This window comes from bacterium, from assembly GCA_016789445.1.
Classification (GTDB): Bacteria; Patescibacteriota; Minisyncoccia; order Phycocordibacterales; family UBA2100; genus UBA10103.
In genome coordinates this window covers 267,386-285,433 of sequence record JAEUQT010000001.1, presented here as the reverse complement: position 1 = coordinate 285,433, position 18,048 = coordinate 267,386, and the positions used below count along the sequence as shown (strand labels likewise).

At 54.4% G+C, this 18,048-nt stretch carries 18 protein-coding genes and 4 tRNA genes; 9 read left to right on the top strand and 13 right to left on the bottom strand.

Annotated elements, in window-relative coordinates:
• Positions 1–7: 7 nt before the first annotated feature.
• From JNK62_01780 to JNK62_01750, 7 genes are all read right to left on the bottom strand, one after another.
• On the bottom strand, positions 8–1,534 hold the full coding sequence (locus JNK62_01780) for a YifB family Mg chelatase-like AAA ATPase (GenBank protein ID MBL8158245.1): 1,527 nt from the start codon (positions 1,532–1,534) through the stop codon (positions 8–10).
• A gap of 34 nt (positions 1,535–1,568) precedes the next feature.
• Positions 1,569–1,919, bottom strand: a complete 351-nt coding sequence (locus tag JNK62_01775; GenBank protein ID MBL8158244.1) for a hypothetical protein — start codon at positions 1,917–1,919, stop codon at positions 1,569–1,571.
• 35 nt (positions 1,920–1,954) lie between these two features.
• Positions 1,955–3,322, bottom strand: a complete 1,368-nt coding sequence (locus JNK62_01770; GenBank protein MBL8158243.1) for a hypothetical protein — start codon at positions 3,320–3,322, stop codon at positions 1,955–1,957.
• The gene (locus JNK62_01765) at positions 3,279–5,480 is read right to left on the bottom strand and encodes a polyribonucleotide nucleotidyltransferase (protein MBL8158242.1); all 2,202 of its coding nucleotides are present in this window, start codon (positions 5,478–5,480) and stop codon (positions 3,279–3,281) included. The genes JNK62_01770 and JNK62_01765 overlap by 44 nt, the downstream gene beginning before the upstream one ends.
• 143 nt (positions 5,481–5,623) lie before the next feature.
• Complete coding sequence (locus tag JNK62_01760) at positions 5,624–6,214, bottom strand: NYN domain-containing protein (protein MBL8158241.1); 591 nt, start codon at positions 6,212–6,214, stop codon at positions 5,624–5,626.
• Positions 6,215–6,298: 84 nt separating this feature from the next.
• On the bottom strand, positions 6,299–6,565 hold the full coding sequence (gene rpsO / locus JNK62_01755) for a 30S ribosomal protein S15 (protein MBL8158240.1): 267 nt from the start codon (positions 6,563–6,565) through the stop codon (positions 6,299–6,301).
• Positions 6,566–6,617: 52 nt separating this feature from the next.
• Complete coding sequence (locus JNK62_01750; protein MBL8158239.1) at positions 6,618–7,139, bottom strand: FKBP-type peptidyl-prolyl cis-trans isomerase; 522 nt, start codon at positions 7,137–7,139, stop codon at positions 6,618–6,620.
• 78 nt (positions 7,140–7,217) lie between these two features.
• Here JNK62_01750 and JNK62_01745 point away from each other — a divergent pair, with 78 nt between their 5' ends.
• The 3 genes from JNK62_01745 to JNK62_01735 all read left to right on the top strand — a co-directional run bounded on the left by JNK62_01745 (position 7,218) and on the right by JNK62_01735 (position 10,006).
• A complete protein-coding gene (locus tag JNK62_01745) occupies positions 7,218–8,354 on the top strand; it encodes a replication-associated recombination protein A (protein ID MBL8158238.1) in 1,137 nt (378 codons plus the stop codon).
• A gap of 86 nt (positions 8,355–8,440) precedes the next feature.
• Entirely contained in the window at positions 8,441–9,022 is a 582-nt protein-coding gene (locus tag JNK62_01740) for a hypothetical protein (GenBank protein ID MBL8158237.1), read from the top strand.
• 66 nt (positions 9,023–9,088) lie between these two features.
• Positions 9,089–10,006 (top strand): tyrosine-type recombinase/integrase, encoded by a 918-nt coding sequence (locus tag JNK62_01735; protein ID MBL8158236.1) that lies wholly within the window; start codon positions 9,089–9,091, stop codon positions 10,004–10,006.
• Between the two features lie 51 nt (positions 10,007–10,057).
• Here JNK62_01735 and JNK62_01730 read toward each other — a convergent pair whose 3' ends face one another.
• Complete coding sequence (locus JNK62_01730; GenBank protein ID MBL8158235.1) at positions 10,058–10,252, bottom strand: hypothetical protein; 195 nt, start codon at positions 10,250–10,252, stop codon at positions 10,058–10,060.
• A 62-nt stretch (positions 10,253–10,314) separates the two neighbouring features.
• Here JNK62_01730 and xth point away from each other — a divergent pair, with 62 nt between their 5' ends.
• A complete protein-coding gene (gene xth, locus JNK62_01725) occupies positions 10,315–11,112 on the top strand; it encodes an exodeoxyribonuclease III (GenBank protein ID MBL8158234.1) in 798 nt (265 codons plus the stop codon).
• Positions 11,113–11,521: 409 nt separating this feature from the next.
• On the opposite strand, the gene JNK62_01720 is transcribed toward xth, so the two are convergent.
• Positions 11,522–12,988, bottom strand: a complete 1,467-nt coding sequence (locus tag JNK62_01720; protein ID MBL8158233.1) for an HD domain-containing protein — start codon at positions 12,986–12,988, stop codon at positions 11,522–11,524.
• A 48-nt stretch (positions 12,989–13,036) separates the two neighbouring features.
• On the opposite strand from JNK62_01720, the gene JNK62_01715 reads away from it, so the two are divergent.
• The 4 genes from JNK62_01715 (at position 13,037) to JNK62_01700 (ending at position 14,381) form a co-directional block, all read left to right on the top strand.
• Positions 13,037–13,108 (top strand) — tRNA-Arg (locus JNK62_01715).
• Positions 13,109–13,329: 221 nt separating this feature from the next.
• Positions 13,330–13,400: transfer RNA gene (locus tag JNK62_01710), tRNA-Gly, on the top strand.
• A gap of 438 nt (positions 13,401–13,838) precedes the next feature.
• Positions 13,839–14,222, top strand: a complete 384-nt coding sequence (locus JNK62_01705; GenBank protein MBL8158232.1) for a YraN family protein — start codon at positions 13,839–13,841, stop codon at positions 14,220–14,222.
• A gap of 88 nt (positions 14,223–14,310) precedes the next feature.
• Positions 14,311–14,381 (top strand) — tRNA-Pro (locus tag JNK62_01700).
• A gap of 141 nt (positions 14,382–14,522) precedes the next feature.
• Here JNK62_01700 and JNK62_01695 read toward each other — a convergent pair.
• Both JNK62_01695 and JNK62_01690 read right to left on the bottom strand, forming a co-directional pair.
• Positions 14,523–14,593: transfer RNA gene (locus tag JNK62_01695), tRNA-Gly, on the bottom strand.
• A gap of 88 nt (positions 14,594–14,681) precedes the next feature.
• Entirely contained in the window at positions 14,682–14,957 is a 276-nt protein-coding gene (locus JNK62_01690; GenBank protein MBL8158231.1) for an HU family DNA-binding protein, read from the bottom strand.
• Between the two features lie 118 nt (positions 14,958–15,075).
• Between JNK62_01690 and JNK62_01685 the strand changes: the two genes are divergently transcribed.
• Complete coding sequence (locus JNK62_01685; protein ID MBL8158230.1) at positions 15,076–15,639, top strand: hypothetical protein; 564 nt, start codon at positions 15,076–15,078, stop codon at positions 15,637–15,639.
• A 48-nt stretch (positions 15,640–15,687) separates the two neighbouring features.
• Here JNK62_01685 and rny read toward each other — a convergent pair whose 3' ends face one another.
• Entirely contained in the window at positions 15,688–17,217 is a 1,530-nt protein-coding gene (gene rny / locus JNK62_01680; GenBank protein ID MBL8158229.1) for a ribonuclease Y, read from the bottom strand.
• A 239-nt stretch (positions 17,218–17,456) separates the two neighbouring features.
• Complete coding sequence (gene clpP / locus JNK62_01675) at positions 17,457–18,029, bottom strand: ATP-dependent Clp endopeptidase proteolytic subunit ClpP (protein ID MBL8158228.1); 573 nt, start codon at positions 18,027–18,029, stop codon at positions 17,457–17,459.
• Positions 18,030–18,048 lie beyond the last annotated feature (19 nt).

Below are 18,048 nucleotides of genomic sequence, written 5' to 3'. Positions count from 1 at the left end.
TTTTTAGTTAGAGCTCGCGTGCACGATATTGGAGCGCTTCGAGCATGTGAGGGGTCTCGATGCTTTCGGATGAGGCAAGGTCGGCGATGGTGCGGGCAAGCTTGATGGTGCGATGAAAGCCTCGTGCGGATAACTTCATGCGCTCTGCCGCTTGTACGAGGGCTTTCTCGGCGCTATCGCTGAGTGCGGCATGAGTTTCGATGTCTCGAGCTCGCATGTCGGCGTTCATCCGTAACTTTGTCCCGAGGAAACGCGCATGTTGCCGTTCACGAGCATGGAGCACTGCCTCACGAGCCGCTTTCGATTCTGAATGTCCCGCCTTGCTTTTGCGCGTGAGATTTTCGAGCGGTATTTCAGGGACCGTCACCCACATATCAATACGATCAGCGATAGGGCCACTGATCTTCCGTCGGTATTTTTCGACCGCATGCGGCATGCATTCGCACCTATTCGATCCCCAGTATCCGCACGGGCAGGGATTGAGTGCGGCGATCAGCATGAAATTCGCGGGAAAAACCGACGATCCTTTGGAACGTGCGACGCTCACCACGCTGTCCTCGAGAGGTTCGCGGAGCGCTTGGATCACATCACGGTGGAATTCAGGAAATTCATCGAGAAACAGGACGCCGCGGTGTGCGAGCGTGACTTCGCCAGGTCGCGGACTGGAAGAGCCGCCGCCGATGAGCGATGCATAGGATGACGTGTGATGTGGTGTACGCAGGGGCGGGCGTCGGACCACATCGCCCTGAAGAGTGCCCGACAAAGAATGAATAGTCGTCACCTCGATCATCTCTTCTTCTGAGAGGTCGGGCAGAATTGAAACAGCGGCGCGCGCGAGCATGGTCTTTCCGGTGCCGGGCGGGCCGTAGAGGGCGATATTGTGTCCTCCGGCCATAGCGATGACGAGTGCGCGTTTCGCGCTTTCCTGTCCGCGCACATCATCGAGCGCATTGTCATCGTGAGTTGCTGCAATGACGCGTCGCCGATGCGGCGTCCCCTTCGATCGCAGAACCTCGAGTGTCTGTGAGAGGTCATCGAGTGGATGGATATTCAATCCTGAGATGAGTGCTGCTTCATCGGCGTTAGTGCGCGGCACGTACACATCAGTGAATCCTTCTTTCTGTGCGATAGAGGCGATGGAAAGCGTGCCGCGGATCGGTCGGATCTCGCCATCAAGCGCCAGTTCCCCTGCAAACAATCTGCCTGCTGGATCGAACTTCACTTGTTCGGACGCCAGCAGGAACGAGAGCGCCATCGGCAAGTCGAAGACCGCGCCCTCCTTCTTGAGTCCGGCGGGGGCAAGGGAAAGTACGATCTTCTTGTTGCTGCGTTTCGGGGATTCGAGACCGCTGTTCTTGATCGCCGAGGCAAGACGATCCTTCGCTTCCTCGACGGATTTATCAGGAAGACCGACGATGGTGAAGGCGTGCAGGCCTTTCACGATATCGCATTCGACGGAGACCGGCGCTGCATTCGGCAACGCGGGCTGGGCGCTGAATACGCGTGCGAAACCGGACGCGATCTTCTGCTTCATCGCCGCAATTGTACGACGGTTTTACGCGAGCGCGTTAGATGTTGGTGCGTGCAGCGGGGTTTGCCTGCAAGCGTTCGATGTCGATCGGCTCGCCGGTGTTCTCGTCGAGGCCATACTTCCCTTCCTTGATGCGATTCATGGCTGCAACGACCTCCTTGTAGCGACTCTCCAATTCTTCCACCAGCGGGATGTTTACGGCGAGTTCTTCCATCGAATCAGCGGCATCGGTTGCATCTGCTTCGTCTGACGAGACGCCGCCGGAAGTTCCCTGCCAATCGTCTCCTACCTTGCGGCCGTGCTCGGCAAGCTCCTCCTCCAGAGAGTCTTTCTCGGCGCCCAGCAGTGCTTTCAATTCTTCTAATTCGTCTGGTGTGAGGTGTTCCATACCGCAATGATACCAACCACCTTTTGGTGTGCAACCTAGAGACGACGATCGGCCCGTAAGCGACTCAGGATCTCATTGAACGAGTAGGGGCTCTCCGCGATTATGAGAACATTTCGCGTCGGGAACGAGTAATAGAGCTGGATCATGCCGCTGTCGTCCTTGAGCGCGCGCACGTCGTAGTTGCGCATAACGGTGTCCTCGAACTTCCTTTCCACGAGCGTGCCGTCCGGTCCAACTGCTTGCGGCGAGAGTACGGTGAAAAGCGGCTCAAGGTCGGCGTTCATACGTGGCTCCCATTCGAGCATGGCAGCGAATGCGCGTTCGTATGAAGTCACAGGGACGATCATGATGGGTGCATTCTCATCGACGGTATGGATGCCGAGGAAGAATTCATCACCGAGAGCGCGAGCAAGCTCGGCAGGGGCGCGAGTGCCAATTGCGGCGAGGAACTCCCCGAATGAGACCGGAGTGCCGGAGATCTGCCCTGTCTGAGGATCGGTCACTGTTTTCACCGGCATGATCTGGAGGATGGCGCCGAGGGTCAGTGCGCTTGAGGTTCGGGCGGATGCGAGGGTGCGCTTGATGTCTCCCGGCGCTTCGTTATCGATCGGGAACGGCACGCTCTGCTCTGCAAAGAGGATGCTTGAGCGAAGCGCGGCGTTCGATTCTCCGGTGCGCTGCTGCATCACCATGAACACGGCCCCGAGCGCGAGAAGACCGGTACCGATAAGAAGTATCACGATGAAAAGCGTGAACATCGAGCGTTTATTCACCTTCGGTACGGGGGAACGCTCCTCAATGCGATGGCGCTTCTCTTCCTCCAAGGCTACTGCTCGCACGTACGAGATCTTGTTCTCTTGCACGACGTGTTGGAGATCGTCTTTGAGTGTATGTAACGAACCGATGCCATCGGTTTTCGCCGGCTGAGGTGCTCCTGCAGGTTGTTCGGGCGGCGTGAATCCGGGAACGGCGCGCGGCATCTCGCGTGTCGGATCCGCGAGCGTCGTGTCGTATTTCTGTTGTGGAGCAGGTTCCTCCTTGATCTGATTGTGTCGTTCAGGAAGTTTGATGCCGCCTAAGATCTTCGAGATATCATTCTGCATTGATGCATCCGATGGCGGTGCAGACGATGTAACCGGCGTAGCTGCTGGAGGAGGCGTTACGGGCGATGTAACGGTAACTGGAGGCATTGGAGCAGGAGGAGCAACCGGCGCTGCAACAGGAGGCGGCACCGGTTTCGGAGCGGGCACAGGGATGGGATCCTCCGTGATAATCGGTTCCGGAACGCCGGGCGGCAATGCAGAACCCGCAGGTGCGGAACCTGCGGGTTGTGCGGAAGGAGCCCCGGTTTGCGGATTCTTAGATGCGTCGGCGGCGTTCTCCTTGGTGGCGTCGTCCCCCATGATCTTCTCGGCTACCTCCTCCTTCGCTTGGCACGAGTCCCTTTCGGGCTGCCCACTCCGGATCAGCTGCCTTGATTGAGAGATTATACCTTCCCTTGTCGTCGATTTCCTTCAAGAGGACCGGAACAACATCACCGACCTGTACCGCTTCGGAGACGTTGCCGATACGGAACGGGGCCACTTCCGAGACGTGAACCAAGCCTTCGGTATTAGGACCGATCTTCACGAATGCGCCGAAGTCCATAAGACGAGTGACTTCCCCGTCGAACTTCTCGCCGGGCATGTATTCGCGCGTAAGGTCTGAGATCTCCTTGAATGCGGCTTCTGCTGCACCGTTCTTGCCGGTGATGAAGATGGTGCCGTCCTCCTCGATGGTGATATCTTCCGCAAGCGTGCGCTCACGGATGCCGTTGATCATCTTGCCGCCTGGGCCGATGACGAGACCGATCTGGTCGGTCTTCACCTTGAGCGTAAGGATTTTCGGAGCGCGCGCAGAGATGTCAGCGCGTGGCGCTGCGATTTCCTTGGTGATCACATCAAGAATCTCAAGGCGCGCCTTCTTTGCCTGCACGAATGCTTCAGCCAGTGTCTTCAGCGGTACACCGTCTACCTTCACATCCATCTGGACTGCGGTGACGCCATCGCGGGTGCCGGCGACCTTGAAGTCCATGTCACCATGATGATCTTCCGGACCCTGGATGTCGGTCAATACTTTGTACACACCTGCTTTGGAATCCGACATCATGCCCATCGCGATACCCGCGACCGGCTTCGTGATGGGAACTCCTGCATCCATAAGCGCGAGCGTGCCTGCGCAGACGGTTGCCTGTGAGGTCGATCCGTTCGATGCAAGACACTCGGAAACGATGCGGATCGTGTAGGGGAATACATCTTTGTCCGGAAGCACTGCGCGAAGTGCCTTCTCAGCAAGTGCGCCGTGACCGATCATGCGACGATTCGCGCTACCGACACGACCGGTTTCCCCGACGGAGAATGGCGGGAAGTTGTAGTGGAGCATGAAGCGCTTCTTCGCTTCCTGATACTCGATGGTGTCGATGAGCTGTGCATCGCCGGGGCCGCCGAGTGTGAGTGCTGCGAGTACGTGTGTTTCTCCGCGGTAGAAGATACCGGTACCGTGGATCATCGGAGAGACGCCACCTGCCTGTGCGTAGAGGGGGCGGATCTCATCAAACTTACGGCCGTCGACACGCTTTCCCTGCTTGATTGCAAGGTCGTGCACATACTGATCGACACGATGTTCGTAGTAGGTGTCGATTGCGCTCGGGGTCGCATCAGGGAACATCTGTGCGGCATGCGCGATCCAGTCAGACTTCGCCTTACCGAGGTCCTTCTTCGTGAGGATGCCGCTCTTCGCATCGAATGCCTTCGTGACGACCTCATCGAATGCGGGAGCGAATTTCGTGTCGTCTTCGAACGGCGGGATAAAGTTGAATTTCTCGACGCCGCGTTCCTTGATGATCGAATGCTGCCATGCCTGGATCTTCTCGATTTCCTCGCTCGCCCTCTTCATTGCCTTCTCGAGGACAACTTCGTCTACTTCGCGCGCGCCGACTTCGATCATGTTGATGAGGCCGTCTTTACCGCATGCCAAGAGGTCGAGCTTCGCCTTCGGCGGAAGTTCTTCCTGACGCTGGAGGTATGTAGGATTCACCACGAATTCCTCTTTCTCTTCTTCCATGCCGATACGCACCGCTGATGCGGGACCATTCCATGGAATATTGGAAGTGCCGAGCGCGAGCGATGCCGCGATGACTCCAAGAACGTCCGGATCGTATTCATCGATCGCAAGAACGCTGAGGATGACCTGCACGTCGCGCTTCAAGCCCTTCGGAAAGAGTGGGCGGATGGTGCGGTCGACGATGCGACCTGAGAGGACCGCTTCGTCAGACGGGCGACCTTCACGGCGCATGAAGCGCGATCCAAGAATCGCGCCTGCTGCGTAGAATTTCTCCTCGTATTCGACGGAGAGCGGAAAATAATCGAGGTTCGATTCTTTCGAACCCATGACGGCGGTAGCCAAGATGGCGCTATTGCCGTAGCGAACGAGCACCGAACCATTTGCCTGATCCGCCCAGTCATTGAACTCGGCGGTCATCTTCTTTCCATCGATCTCGACGGAATATTCTTTTTTCTGCATGTTGTTAAGGTCTTACCGACCCTCGGATTTTAGGTTTCAAACTCCGCGTTTGAAGCCTACCTATCCGGGGGTCTTGGATAATGTTTTGAGTATATACCCCCTTCCCTAATTTCAAAGCGCGGACTTTGTCCGCGCTTTGAAGCTTATTCGCCCGGATTTTCCACCGGATCTTGAGGCGCGGCCTCTTGCTGCGGCGATCGTCCATTGCGTGGACGACGCGCAGGACGGTAATTGAGGAGATAGCGACGTGGATCCTCATCGAGATCGAGGAAATCGTCTGCCGCCTCCTTCAATTTTGCGGAAGTTGAGCGTCCGAAGGAGACCACTTCTACCTGACAGCCTCCATGGGTCTGCAAGTATTCAACCAGCGGGATGAAGTCACCGTCTCCGGTGACGAGAATGACGGTATCGAGCTTAGGGGAAGCCGTAATGGCATCCACGGCGAGACCGACGTCCCAATCGGCTTTCTTTGCACCGCCATAGAAGACCTGAAGGTCCTTGGTGCGCATCTCGATGCCGATTTTCCCCAGGGCCTCGAAGAAGCCCTTCTCTTCCCCGCTTTCCGTCGTGACGGAGTACGCACGGGCACGGATAAGGCGGCGACCAGCCACTGATTCCTTCAGGATGTTCCCGAAGTTGGCGCGTGCGTGATAGATGTTCTTTGCACTGTGATAGACGTTCTGGGTGTCGATGAAAACGCCGACACGCTGCTCCTGATGTTTGATAATAGACATATAAAAATACTAACAACGTTTAAAAAGAGGGATCGACTATCCCTAGTATAGCTGACGGACGAGGAGGCAGAACCCTGCCAGAGCCTACTTCTTGAGGCCGAGCTTCTTGGTCAAGGCGCTGTATGCGCGCTTGTTGGTCTCTTCGAGGTACTTCAAATGCTTGCGGCGGTCGGCAACGAGGCCAAGGAGTCCGCGGCGCGAGCTCTTATCCTTACGATTCTTATCCAAATGTTGAGAAAGCTCTTCGATGCGGCGCGTCAAAATCGCAACCTGCACCTCCGGCGACCCCGTATCGGTGTCGTGGCGAGCGGCTTTCGAGATTTCATTCTGCTTCTTTCGCTTTGTCAGCATGGGGGAACGATAGCACATTCCCCCACCTTTTGCAAGGTCTCCTGACCTAGACTTATTGTGCCGTTGTGGTCGAAGTTTGAGGTGTTGTGGAGCCTGCTTCTACCTTCACGAGGCGGATATCGAAGATGATGGTCGAATTCGCCGGGATGATGACCTTGCCCGCAGCATCTTTCACGTCCTGGTTGCCATAGGCAAACTCCGGTGGGATTGCGATGCGGCGCTCACCCCCTTCTTTCATGCCATTAACACCGATCTGGAAGCCAGGGATAAGGCCCTCAGCGCCCAGCTGGAAGCGGAGTGGTTGGTTGCCGTTCGCTTCAGAGCTGTCGAAGACCGTCCCGTCCTGGAGGCGGCCGACGTAGAGGACCGAGACAATAGAGCCTGGCGCTGCTTCCTTGCCGGTACCCACGGTGACGTCTTGGCCGGCGACCTGTTGCGTCGTGCTCGCGGTCTGCTGCGTATCAGATGGAGCAGGCTCTGAAGAGGGGGTCGCACCGAACTGCCAATAGAGAATTCCGCCGCCGATAAGAACTAAGATAATGATTGCTACGATCGAGATGGTTTTTCCGTTCATCGGATAACGATAACCTGTCAGATTTTTCGTGCAACTTCATTCGCTCGCTCTCGAGCGTGGAAAATGCATACTTAGACAATGGAGCCTCTTGCGTCACGTATCCGACCGTCAGAACTTCATGAATACGTAGGTCAAGAACACTTGGTAGGACCTGGAAAGCCGCTCCGGGTCGCCATTGAGAAGCACGAGCTCTTCTCATTTCTTCTCTGGGGACCTCCGGGAAGCGGAAAGACTACGTTGGCTCGTATCTATGCGAACGCAGTGGGCGCGGATTTCTTCGAACTTTCGGCTGTTGAGGCGGGTAAAGATGATATCCGACGCGTCTTGAATAAAGGCGGATCGCTGTTACAGAAGAAGCCGCGAGTGCTTTTCGTGGATGAAATCCACCGCTTCAATAAGGCGCAGCAAGATTATCTCCTTCCCTTTGTCGAGCGCGGAGACATCACGCTTGTCGGTGCCACAACGGAGAATCCGTCATTTGAAGTGATTGCACCACTGCTTTCCCGCTGTCGCGTATTCGTGCTCGAGCCGCTTTCAGAGAAAGAGATGGAGAAGGTTTTTTCCCGCACGAAGCTTAAGATTCCGAAGGATGCGCGCGAGTGGCTCATCCGTATGGCGCAAGGTGACGCGCGTCAGGCGCTAACGGTTCTCGAGACCGCAGATAAGCTGTATGGGAAGATTTCGGTCGAGACGTTGCAGGAAGCGATACAGTCGCGACACCTGCGCTATGACAAGAAAGGCGAAGAGCACTACAACACCATCAGTGCATTCATTAAATCAATGCGGGCCGGGCAACCTGATGCAGCGATCTACTATCTCGCTCGCATGGTGGAGGCGGGAGAGGACCCGAAATTTATCGCTCGTCGCATGGTTATCTTCGCGTCGGAAGATATCGGACTCGCACAACCGACTGCGCTTGTTGTTGCGAATGCTGTCTTTGAGGCGGTCTCCAAGATCGGATATCCAGAAGCTACGATTAATCTCGCCCATGGCGTGGCGTATCTTGCGACGTGTAAGAAGGGTCGAAGTGCCTACGATGCGATCTTCGCCGCGATGGATGATGTGCGCGAATTCGGCAACCTCCCTATTCCCCTGCATATCCGCAACGCACCGACAAAACTCATGAAAGAACTTGGGTACGGCAAGGGGTATGAGAAGTACGACGAGACGAGTTATCTTCCCGAAAAACTGAAGAAAAAGAAGTACCTGAAATAAGCAGTCCGGCTTGAAGCTCTGTCTGGAAAGTGGTACACCATGTGCTGGCCGTTTTGTTCTAAGAGGGCCATGTATAGGAGGACGTAATGTCTGATGATGTACAGGCACAGATGCGCCATGATCATGCGGTATGCATGCTGATGGCGGCATATGTGTATGCCGAACATGAAAAAGGCAGGGTCATGCTGGATTCGGAGGCATTCCGGAACAGGATGCAGACGATCAAGGACGAGTCCGACGTCGATTTCAAGTTCGTGACGAGCGCGTTCGCGCAGATCGTCCGGACGATGGGTTCGATTCAGTGTCGTGCGGCATGCGCGGCTCTCGGAGAACCGGCGCCGAGCATCGCTCTGACCCAGCTCACGGGCTCCATCGTGAAGACGGAGACGGCTGTCTTCAAGGAGGTGTGTATCGAGTTTATGCTCGAACACGATCGCGACAAGTTCGTCGTCTATGACCGTGGTTTCGAGCTGATGCTCGAGCGCATCGCGGCTGACTTGGGGTCTGAGTTCGATATCCGCAAGATTGCGAACACGATGATCGAGGTGTACGTCTCCGCGGAGCACCGTCACCTGCGCGAAGTCGCCGAGAAGGCGCTCGCGAATCTGAAGAAGGTTCCTGATTCGGCGGACGCGGAGACACCGCATCTCCGGCTTGCGTCGGGATAAGATTCTTCCAACTGGGTCGCGCCATGCGCGGCCCTTTCTTTTTGGTGCGGTACAATATTGTGCGACATGGCACAGGATCTGAAATCCCTCAAGACCCAGTTCCTCGAATACTGCGAGATCGAAAAAGGCCGCTCAGTTAAGACGGTCGAGAATTACGATCGCTACCTCACGCGGTTCCTTGATCACACGAAGGTCAACTCCCCTTCTAAACTAACCGAGCCCGTTGTGCGGGAATTCCGCATCTGGCTCAATCGTCAGCCGGGTGTTTCCGGCGACATGAAGAAAAAGACGCAGAACTACTATCTCATCGCACTACGTGCATTCCTTAAATATCTACGTCGACAAGGTATCGAGTCTCTTAATCCCGAGAGAATTGAATTAGCGAAAGTGGGCGGTCGCGATCTGGATCTCATCACGGCGGACGAGCTGAATCGATTAATGAAAGGCCCGACGGGAGAGAGTCTTCAGGCTTTGCGCGATCGCGCCATCCTCGAACTTCTTTTCTCTACCGGACTTCGTGTTTCGGAGCTCTGTTCCCTTAATGCAGATATCGATCTTACGCGCGACGAATTCTCGGTGCGCGGCAAGGGAGATAAGGTGCGGGTCGTTTTCCTCTCCTCTCAAGCCAAGAAGACTATTGCTGAGTACCTCAAGAAGCGGGGCGACATGGGAGAGGCGCTCTTCGTTGGCTACGGCCGAGGAGGTAAGAGCGGTAAAGGTAAAGATGCCGGCAGGCTCACGACCCGTTCAGTGGAACGCATCGTGAAGCACTATGCCGTGAAAGGCGGGATTACCCGCAAGGTTACACCGCACGTGATTCGGCACGCCTTTGCGACGGACCTCTTGGGAAATGGAGCTGATCTACGCAGCGTGCAGGCACTTCTTGGTCATGCGAACATCGCGACCACACAGGTATACACCCACGTTACAGATACGCATCTTCGTGAGGTTCATCGAACATTCCACGGTAAACGGCGTCGTTAATCTTCTCTCGCCGCAGTTCGTGCGTGAGACGGGTCTCGTATTCCATGTAGCCTATGCGCGTTTAAGGATAAGGAAACGGGCATTATTGGTGCCGAAGCGGACAATCTTGGGTGTAGATGGGGCCGGTGTACGGAACGTTGAAACCGTATATGCACCGGTATCCCTCTGCACCGCGTTGAAAGTCTGCCATTCAGACTGTCCCTTCTCACGGGGCTCGCCGAACATGTCTGGCATTAAGTTCTTCATGTGCTCTAGCATACGAGGGGGGGGTATGAGGTCACGGTGAAGCTTTTTGGTATCATTTCCCCATGAAACTGGTCTCATGGAACGTCAACGGCATCCGCGCAGTGCATAGAAAGGGCCTCTTTCTCCCCGCGGTGAGAAAGCTTGATCCGGACATTCTCTGCCTTCAGGAAACCAAGGCTGAACAGGGTCAGGCCGAGATCGATCTTCCCGAATTCGAGGAGTACTGGAATTCTTCCACCACTAAGAAAGGATATAGTGGTACCGCCATTTTCACTAAAGAGAAACCCCAGAGTGTTTTTTTAGATTTTCCGCCCGAAATACTCAAGAAATACAAGCTCGTAGACAGTTACGGTGACCCGAACGCCGAAGGGCGCGTCATAGCGGCTGAGTATTCGAAGTTCTTCTTGGTAAACGTCTATACACCCAATGCCAAACCCGACCTCAGTCGGCTCACCTTGCGTCATAAGCAGTGGGACCCGGCCTTCTTGGCCTACTGCCAGCACCTCGAGAGCAAGAAGCCTGTTATTTTCTGTGGAGATCTCAATGTCGCCCATACACCTGACGATCTGGCTAACCCCAAGGCAAATGAAGGCGAGCACGGCTTTACCCAGGAGGAACGTGAGGGGGTCGATAAGATCATCGCGTCGGGGTACGTCGATTCATTCCGCCTCTTCACTGAAGGTAACGGTCATTACAGCTGGTGGAGTAATTTCGGCAATGCCCGTGCACGGAATGTGGGCTGGCGCATCGATTACTTCTTCGTGAGCAAGAAACTGTCATCAAAAGCACACGGTGCCGCTATACACGCTGATATTATGGGGTCAGACCACTGCCCGGTATCCATTGAAATAGGGCTCTAAATCGGTGTCCTTTATAAAGGACAAAGGAGAATGCTGGCACTCATGAAGTTATCCACACGACGTCCTTTACAGTGTCCGATAGTGCAGTATCCTTCATCTCAGTGATCCTTCATTGGATCATATAAAGGTTCTTCCCCTAGGTAATAAGGGAAGCTGGCCTGAGGGAAAACCGATGTCAGGTACACCGTACTCGACATAAACCCGTATCCGTGTTCTTTAAGTGGATAAGTTTAGCTTAGATGAGCACTACCTTTGAAGTGGGGACTTCAAAGAAGTCCCAAAAATTGGAAAAAGTGCTTCAATAAAGCCAAACATCTAAATCCAAATGGCGTGAGCGGGAAAACAAAGCCGCCTTGATGTGACGTGAGGACAAGGGTCCGAACGTGACACCAAGGCGGCTTTTTTATTGTCAGCTGACGTGATGCTTCTTGCGTAACATGGCTACAGCCTCCTTCTCCTCGTCTTCCCTACGCTCCTTTCCCTCTTCTCCAAGCATGCGCAGCTCTGCATCAGGTAGTTCCAGGAGCTCACGTGTACGAATTTCAAGGTATTCTTCTGTGTTCTTTGATGGATCATCCAAAACCTCCTCTAAAAGGGCGTGCAGCACCCAGCCAATGCGAGGGCCGGGGGTAATCGACATCTTTTCCATAATTCCCCTGCCATCGATCTTAAGCATGCTGACGGAAATAGGGTCGCGAAGCGCCTCGTCAACCATAGACATGTACTTACGGAGCCTGAATGGGTGCGCTTTAGGTCTGCCGGTGCCGATTCGGTCACATACACGTAGATTCAAGAGGTCTTGGATGCTCTCCTTCCCTACACGGGTTATCACACGGCGCACTGCCGAGAGCGTAATGGTATCGGGGTCCGAGAAGAACATGTGCCATCGAATGAGAAGCTCTACTTTATGTGATAGGTCCTTCGGAAAACGTAAATCGGCAAGAATCTTCTTTGCCATGCGTGCGCTCACGACGTCATGGCCATAGAACGTCCAATCCCCTTTTTCGTCCGACCATCGACGCGTTGCTGGCTTACCGACGTCGTGTAAAAGAGCTGCGAGGCGCACATCCAGGGGCCAGTGTTGATCAGCAGCATGCTGCATGGAGCGGAGTAGATGCTCGAACACATCGAAAGAGTGTGCCTGATTCTGCGCGCAACCGATCCCTTCTTCGAGTTCCGGCACGATGTACTTCAAAATACCAAGCTTTTGTGCGACATACATCGCCTGCATAGGGCGATCGCTCTCCAAGATGCGTATGAACTCGTCGCGGACGCGCTCGCGTGATATCTGGGAGAGTTTAGCGGCATTTGCGGCAATTCCTGCGATGGTAGTGCCATCGAGTGCGAAATCGAGTTCTGCCGCAATACGTACCGCACGAAGCATGCGAAGCGCATCTTCAGCAAAGCGATCCTCGGCTTTTCCGACGGTAACCACGATTTTTCTCTCAAGATCCCCTGCTCCGCCGTGCTCATCGATCAGCGTATCTGTTGCGGGATCGTATGCGATCGCGTTAATCGTGAAATCGCGTCGTTTTAAGTCATCCGAGAGCGTATCGCTCCAAGCTACCTGGTCTGGATGACGTGCGTTCGTGTACTCCCCTTCGGTGCGGTATGGCGTGATCTCAACCACCTTTAAGCGAGGGTTTTCAGATTGTGTCACCACGCCGACGGTACCGTACTGGTTCTCGTAGAAGGTTTCTTCATAGAGAGGCTGGATCTCCTCTGGATTGGCATTGGTCGTAATGTCCCAATCCTTCGGAGTGCGGCCTAAAAGCATGTCACGCACACATCCTCCGACAAGATACGCTTCAAATCCGGCGGCCCGTAGCTTGGAATGAATATCCAACACCTCTTGAGGGACTGAAAGCCGCTGCATTCGGGCATTCTAGCACTGAGGGGCGGTTTGGCTGTATGATGCGCAGACGCTCCTGTGGTGAAATGGATATCACATCAGTCTTCGGAACTGACGTTCCAGGTTCGAGTCCTGGCGGGAGCACAAACGAGCGAAGCACGGTTTGTGCTCGTCGGAGGCGCGTCGGCGCCGAGACGGGGTCGGCGCGCTTTCAGCAGAAATCGACGGCTGACCACTAAGAGCGTCCTAAAATAAGGATAGATTGACTATTTGTGACCACAAAACCACCCCTTTGTGAAATTGCCCTCCCCTATTCTTCCTGTATAATCCCTGCGTTACATCGGGGGAACTTCTGGTGTACTGAAGCGGATATAGTTTAGTGGTAAAACGCCTCGTTGCCAACGAGAAAATAGGAGTTCGATTCTCCTTATCCGCACTGGAGCAGGCAAAAAGAAAGGCCCCGAGAGGGGTTTTTCTTTTTCCTGCGGCGACGTGTGGAGAAGCCTGAAAGGCTTATCGCACTGGGTCCCCTTCCCTACGACGTGCAGTCACGAGCGTAGCGAGTATCCGCCAGCGAGCGTTAAGAAGCTGAGCGATCTGAAGGTACGTATCTCCTGTCAATCTTTATCGTACCGGTGTCTCACTGAAATAAGACTTCGGACATATCCCCTGCCCTGTGTACGTATAAAACCCTTGTTTTAAGCCACATTTTATCAGTACATGTCCAAGATGTGGATAACCACGGGGATATGTGGATATAAGACAGTCTGAAAGCGGTACTATACCTAGAGAATATCGTTGATTTGAGCCAAATTTATCAGACACAAGCAATATGTTACATAAGCTACATACTTTTGCAGCTTTCACGTGAACCATGAATCAGACCACTTCAGGCATCGGGGCGCTTGGGGAAGAAATAGCTAGGAATTACCTAGTCAGGAAGGGGTATCGGATTATCGAAAGCAACTTCAGGAAGCCGTGGGGAGAGATAGACATCATTGCCGAAAAAGAGAGGGTAGTGCGGTTTGTTGAAGTAAAGGCCATATCCGGACGTTGGGATAACATTTCACGTGAAAGCTCCGAGCTTATGCCTGAGGAGCAGATTCATTCTGCCAAGCTGAGGAAGATCGCGCGGACCGCTGAGCTGTATATGGCTGAGAAGGGAGATGGGCGAGAATATCAGATCGACGCAGTGGGGGTGCTCATGGATATGAAGCTTCGTAAGGCGAAATGCAGGCTTTTCGAACAGATCCTGTAAAGGACGTCTTATAAGACGTGGAGCAGCCTGTGGTGTCCTTAATAGAATAGTGCTAGAATCCTGAGGATTTCGAGAGGGAAGGAGATTGCGGGGAGTCGTATAGTGGTAGTACGCATGGTTTGGGACCATGTAGTCCGAGTTCGATTCTCGGCTCCCCGAAACAATGAACAAAGAGGACGGTTCACGTGAACCGTCCTCTTTGTAGTAAGTCTGGTGCCGAATACTCGCTTCGCGATAGGCTGCGCGTCGTTAGAACAAATAAGCGCCCAGAACGGGCGCTTATTTGTTATTCACTCCTAGTGCGGGATAGGAGAATCGAACTCCTGTCCTCAGTTTGGAAAACTGATGTCTTACCATTAAACGAATCCCGCAGTACCCGAAGGTCTTCATACTCTACACGAGACCAGGGCATGCGAAAACCCGTCCACCCAAGGAAGACGGGTTTTCACGTGAAATGCCTTACTTGATTGCGTCCTTGAGGGTCTTCGAAGCGCGGAACTTCGGGACCTTCATAGCCTTGATCTGGATCGTAGCGCCGGTGCGCGGATTGCGGCCAGTACGGCCTGCACGCGTCTTTGCTTCGAAAATGCCCAAGCCAGCGATGGAAACCTCCTCGCCACGCTTCAGACAATCGGTGATGGTGCTGATGATCGCTTCAACAGCGCGCTCAGCGTCAGCCTTTGTAGAGCCGATCGTGGCGTGCACCTTATCCACCAAATCCATTTTATTTGCCATAGGTTGCGTTGGTTATTGATAATAAATCAAACAACCGACCAATCAAGCACCATTTTGAGCCGTATTTTGGCGATGTCAATGGTTGTCGGGGTGGGGGAATCGTTGTAGATTGAGCCTCATGAAAATCGGGGTAATGGGGGCAAAAGGATCATTTTCAGAGGAGGCGGCCCGAGTTTATGCGAAAAAGCATGCCCACCTGCGTCGGTATGACCCTCAGTACCTCGTATCTGCCGAGAATGTGCTCTCAGAACTTGAAAAGGGGACCATTGACCTTGCGATATTCCCGATTGAGAACTCGAACGGCGGCATTGTCATCGAAGCGGTGCACGCTATGGCCAGACATAACTTCCACATCAAGAAGATGTTTGAGATCGATGTGCATCACTGTCTGATCGTAAGAAACGGTACCAAAGCGGGGGACATAAAGACGATCGTCTCTCATGATCAGGCAATCAAGCAGTGCCGCATGTATCTGCGTCGTCTGTGGCCGAAGGTGAAAGTGCGGGAATATGCGGATACGGCAAAAGCTGCGGAGGATCTCGCGAAAGGGAAGTTACCGAAATCGACGGCGGTCATCGCATCAAGGAACGCTGCGCAGCTCCACGAACTCAACGTGCTCGAAGAGTCCATACAAGACCTCAAATTCAACTACACGACGTTCATCGCAGCAGAACGCGCATAATGACAAAAACCCGCCAGAAGGCGGGTTTTTGCTCGAAAGGGGAGGTATTTATCGTGCGTACTCGATGACGCGCGTCTCGCGCATGACGGAGACTTTGATCTCTCCCGGATACTGCATCTCCTTCTCGATCTGATCGGCGATGTCGCGTGCAAGCTTGCGCGCATCAAGATCATTGACGACGTCAGGCTTCACGATAACGCGAACCTCGCGGCCCGCGGAGATCGCGAAGCTCTTCTCGACACCTTCGTGGTTATTGGCGATGGCTTCGAGGTCCTCGAGGCGCTTGATGTAGTTCTCTACCGAGTCGCGGCGAGCTCCTGGGCGACCGCCAGAGACCGCATCGGCCACCTGGACGATCATGCTCTCCGGTGTCTCGTACGGATATTCCTCGTGATGCGCCTGCATCGCCTTGATCACGAGCTCATCGACGCCGAACTTCTGGAGGATGCGGCGGCCGATCTCGACATGGGTGCCGGGGACCTCATGGTCGAGCGCCTTACCGATATCGTGGAGGAGGGCGCCCGCGCGAGCGACCTGGACGTTAGCACCAAGCTCTTCGGCGAGCATGGCAGCGAGATTCGCCATCTCCACCGAGTGGTCGAGGACGTTCTGGCCATAGCTGGTGCGGAAGTAGAGGCGTCCGAGGATCTGGAGGAGCTTCGGATCGAGGTTGGTGACCTTTGCAGCGAAGGCAGCATCGGCACCCTTCTTTTTGATGATGTTATTGATCTCACCTTCAGCTTTCTGGACCGCCTCTTCGATTTTCGCTGGCTGGATGCGGCCATCGAGGATGAGGTTCTCGAGTGCGATACGTGCAATCTGGCGACGAACAGGATCGTAGCAGGAAAGGGTAATGGTGCCCGGAGTGTCGTCGATGATGACGTCCACGCCGGTCGCTTTCTCGAAGGTGCGGATATTGCGACCCTCCTTACCGATTATCTTGCCCTTGATCTCATCATTCGGTAGGGAAATGGTGGTCGCGATGACATCGGAGACCACCGAATTCCCGAGACGGTGGATCGAGGTGACGAGGATTTCGCGTGCACGCTCTTCAAGTTTCTCGTTACCTGAGATCTCAAGCTTGCGCATGCGGCCTTCAATGTCCGCTTCGTAGCGCTTCTCAATAGTAGAGATAAGCTCTGCCTTTGCTTCTTCGGCGCTCAGCCCTGCAATTTTTTCAAGTTTCTCCGCCTGTTGTTTGATGCCTTCTTCGGCCTTTTCCTTCAGACGCTGAAGTTCCTCAGCTTTTGCTTTAAGGGACTCGTTTTCTGCATCTACGTTCTGCTGGCGCTGATCGACCATCTCTTCTTTGCGGACGAGACGATCTTCAGTGGCTTTCAGTTCGCGTTCCTTCTCCTTGAATTCGTTGGTAAGGGTCTCCGTCTTCTCCTTAGCCTCTTTCTCAGCCTCTTCGATGATGCGCTTCGCGCTTTCCTGAGCATCGAGCTTCATCTGCTTGATCTCGAGCTCCATCGAGCCGCGCTTACCGAGCGAGATAATCCATCGGAGAAAGTATCCGAATCCGATTCCCGCCGCTCCCGAGAGGGCGAGGAGTACCAAGATTAATTTTAATGACATACGTGTCGGTTATGACCGTCCCGACCGTACACCAGCTGCGTCGTCAATCGATTATCGCATCGAAAATAGCACGGAAAACCTAAGCGATTCGGTTGGGAGGGCGTATGCGGCGTGCGGGAGGGATTGGATCAACATAATAGTAAGGTGTGAATGCACTATAGCACCGCCCTAAAAAAATGAAATGTCGTAAAAGGGCCCCAACTGTGGGCCCTTTTACGCACGTAATGAAGACTGGAACCCTACTCAAGGACCTTGTCAACGACACCGTATGCTTTGGCCTCGTCAGCGCTCATGAAGAAGTCGCGCTCGACGTCGGTTTCGATCTTCTTGATACTCTGGCCGGTGTTCTTGGCGAGGATGCGGTTGAGGCGGTCGCGGGTCGCGAGGATGTGTTTCGCGGTGATCTCGATGTCTGTAGCCTGGCCTTGAGCACCACCGGACGGCTGATGGATCATGACCTCCGCGTTCGTGAGAGCGAATCGCTTACCCTTCTTGCCCGCCGAGAGGAGGACCGCTCCCATGGAAGCTGCCATTCCGACACAGACGGTTGAGACATCCGGCTGGATGTGGTTCATGGTGTCGATGATAGCGAGACCCGCGGAGACGTGGCCGCCAGGGGAGTTGATGTAGAAGGAGATATCCTTCTTCGGATCCTCTGAGGCGAGGAAGAGCAGCTGGGCGATGACGAGGTTGGCGACGGTGTCATCGATAGGGCCGCCAAGGAAGACGATGCGTTCCTTGAGAAGGCGGCTATAGATGTCATACGCGCGCTCGCCCATGTTCGTCTTTTCGACGACCATTGGGACAAGCATCTGAGCGGTGATTGGTTCA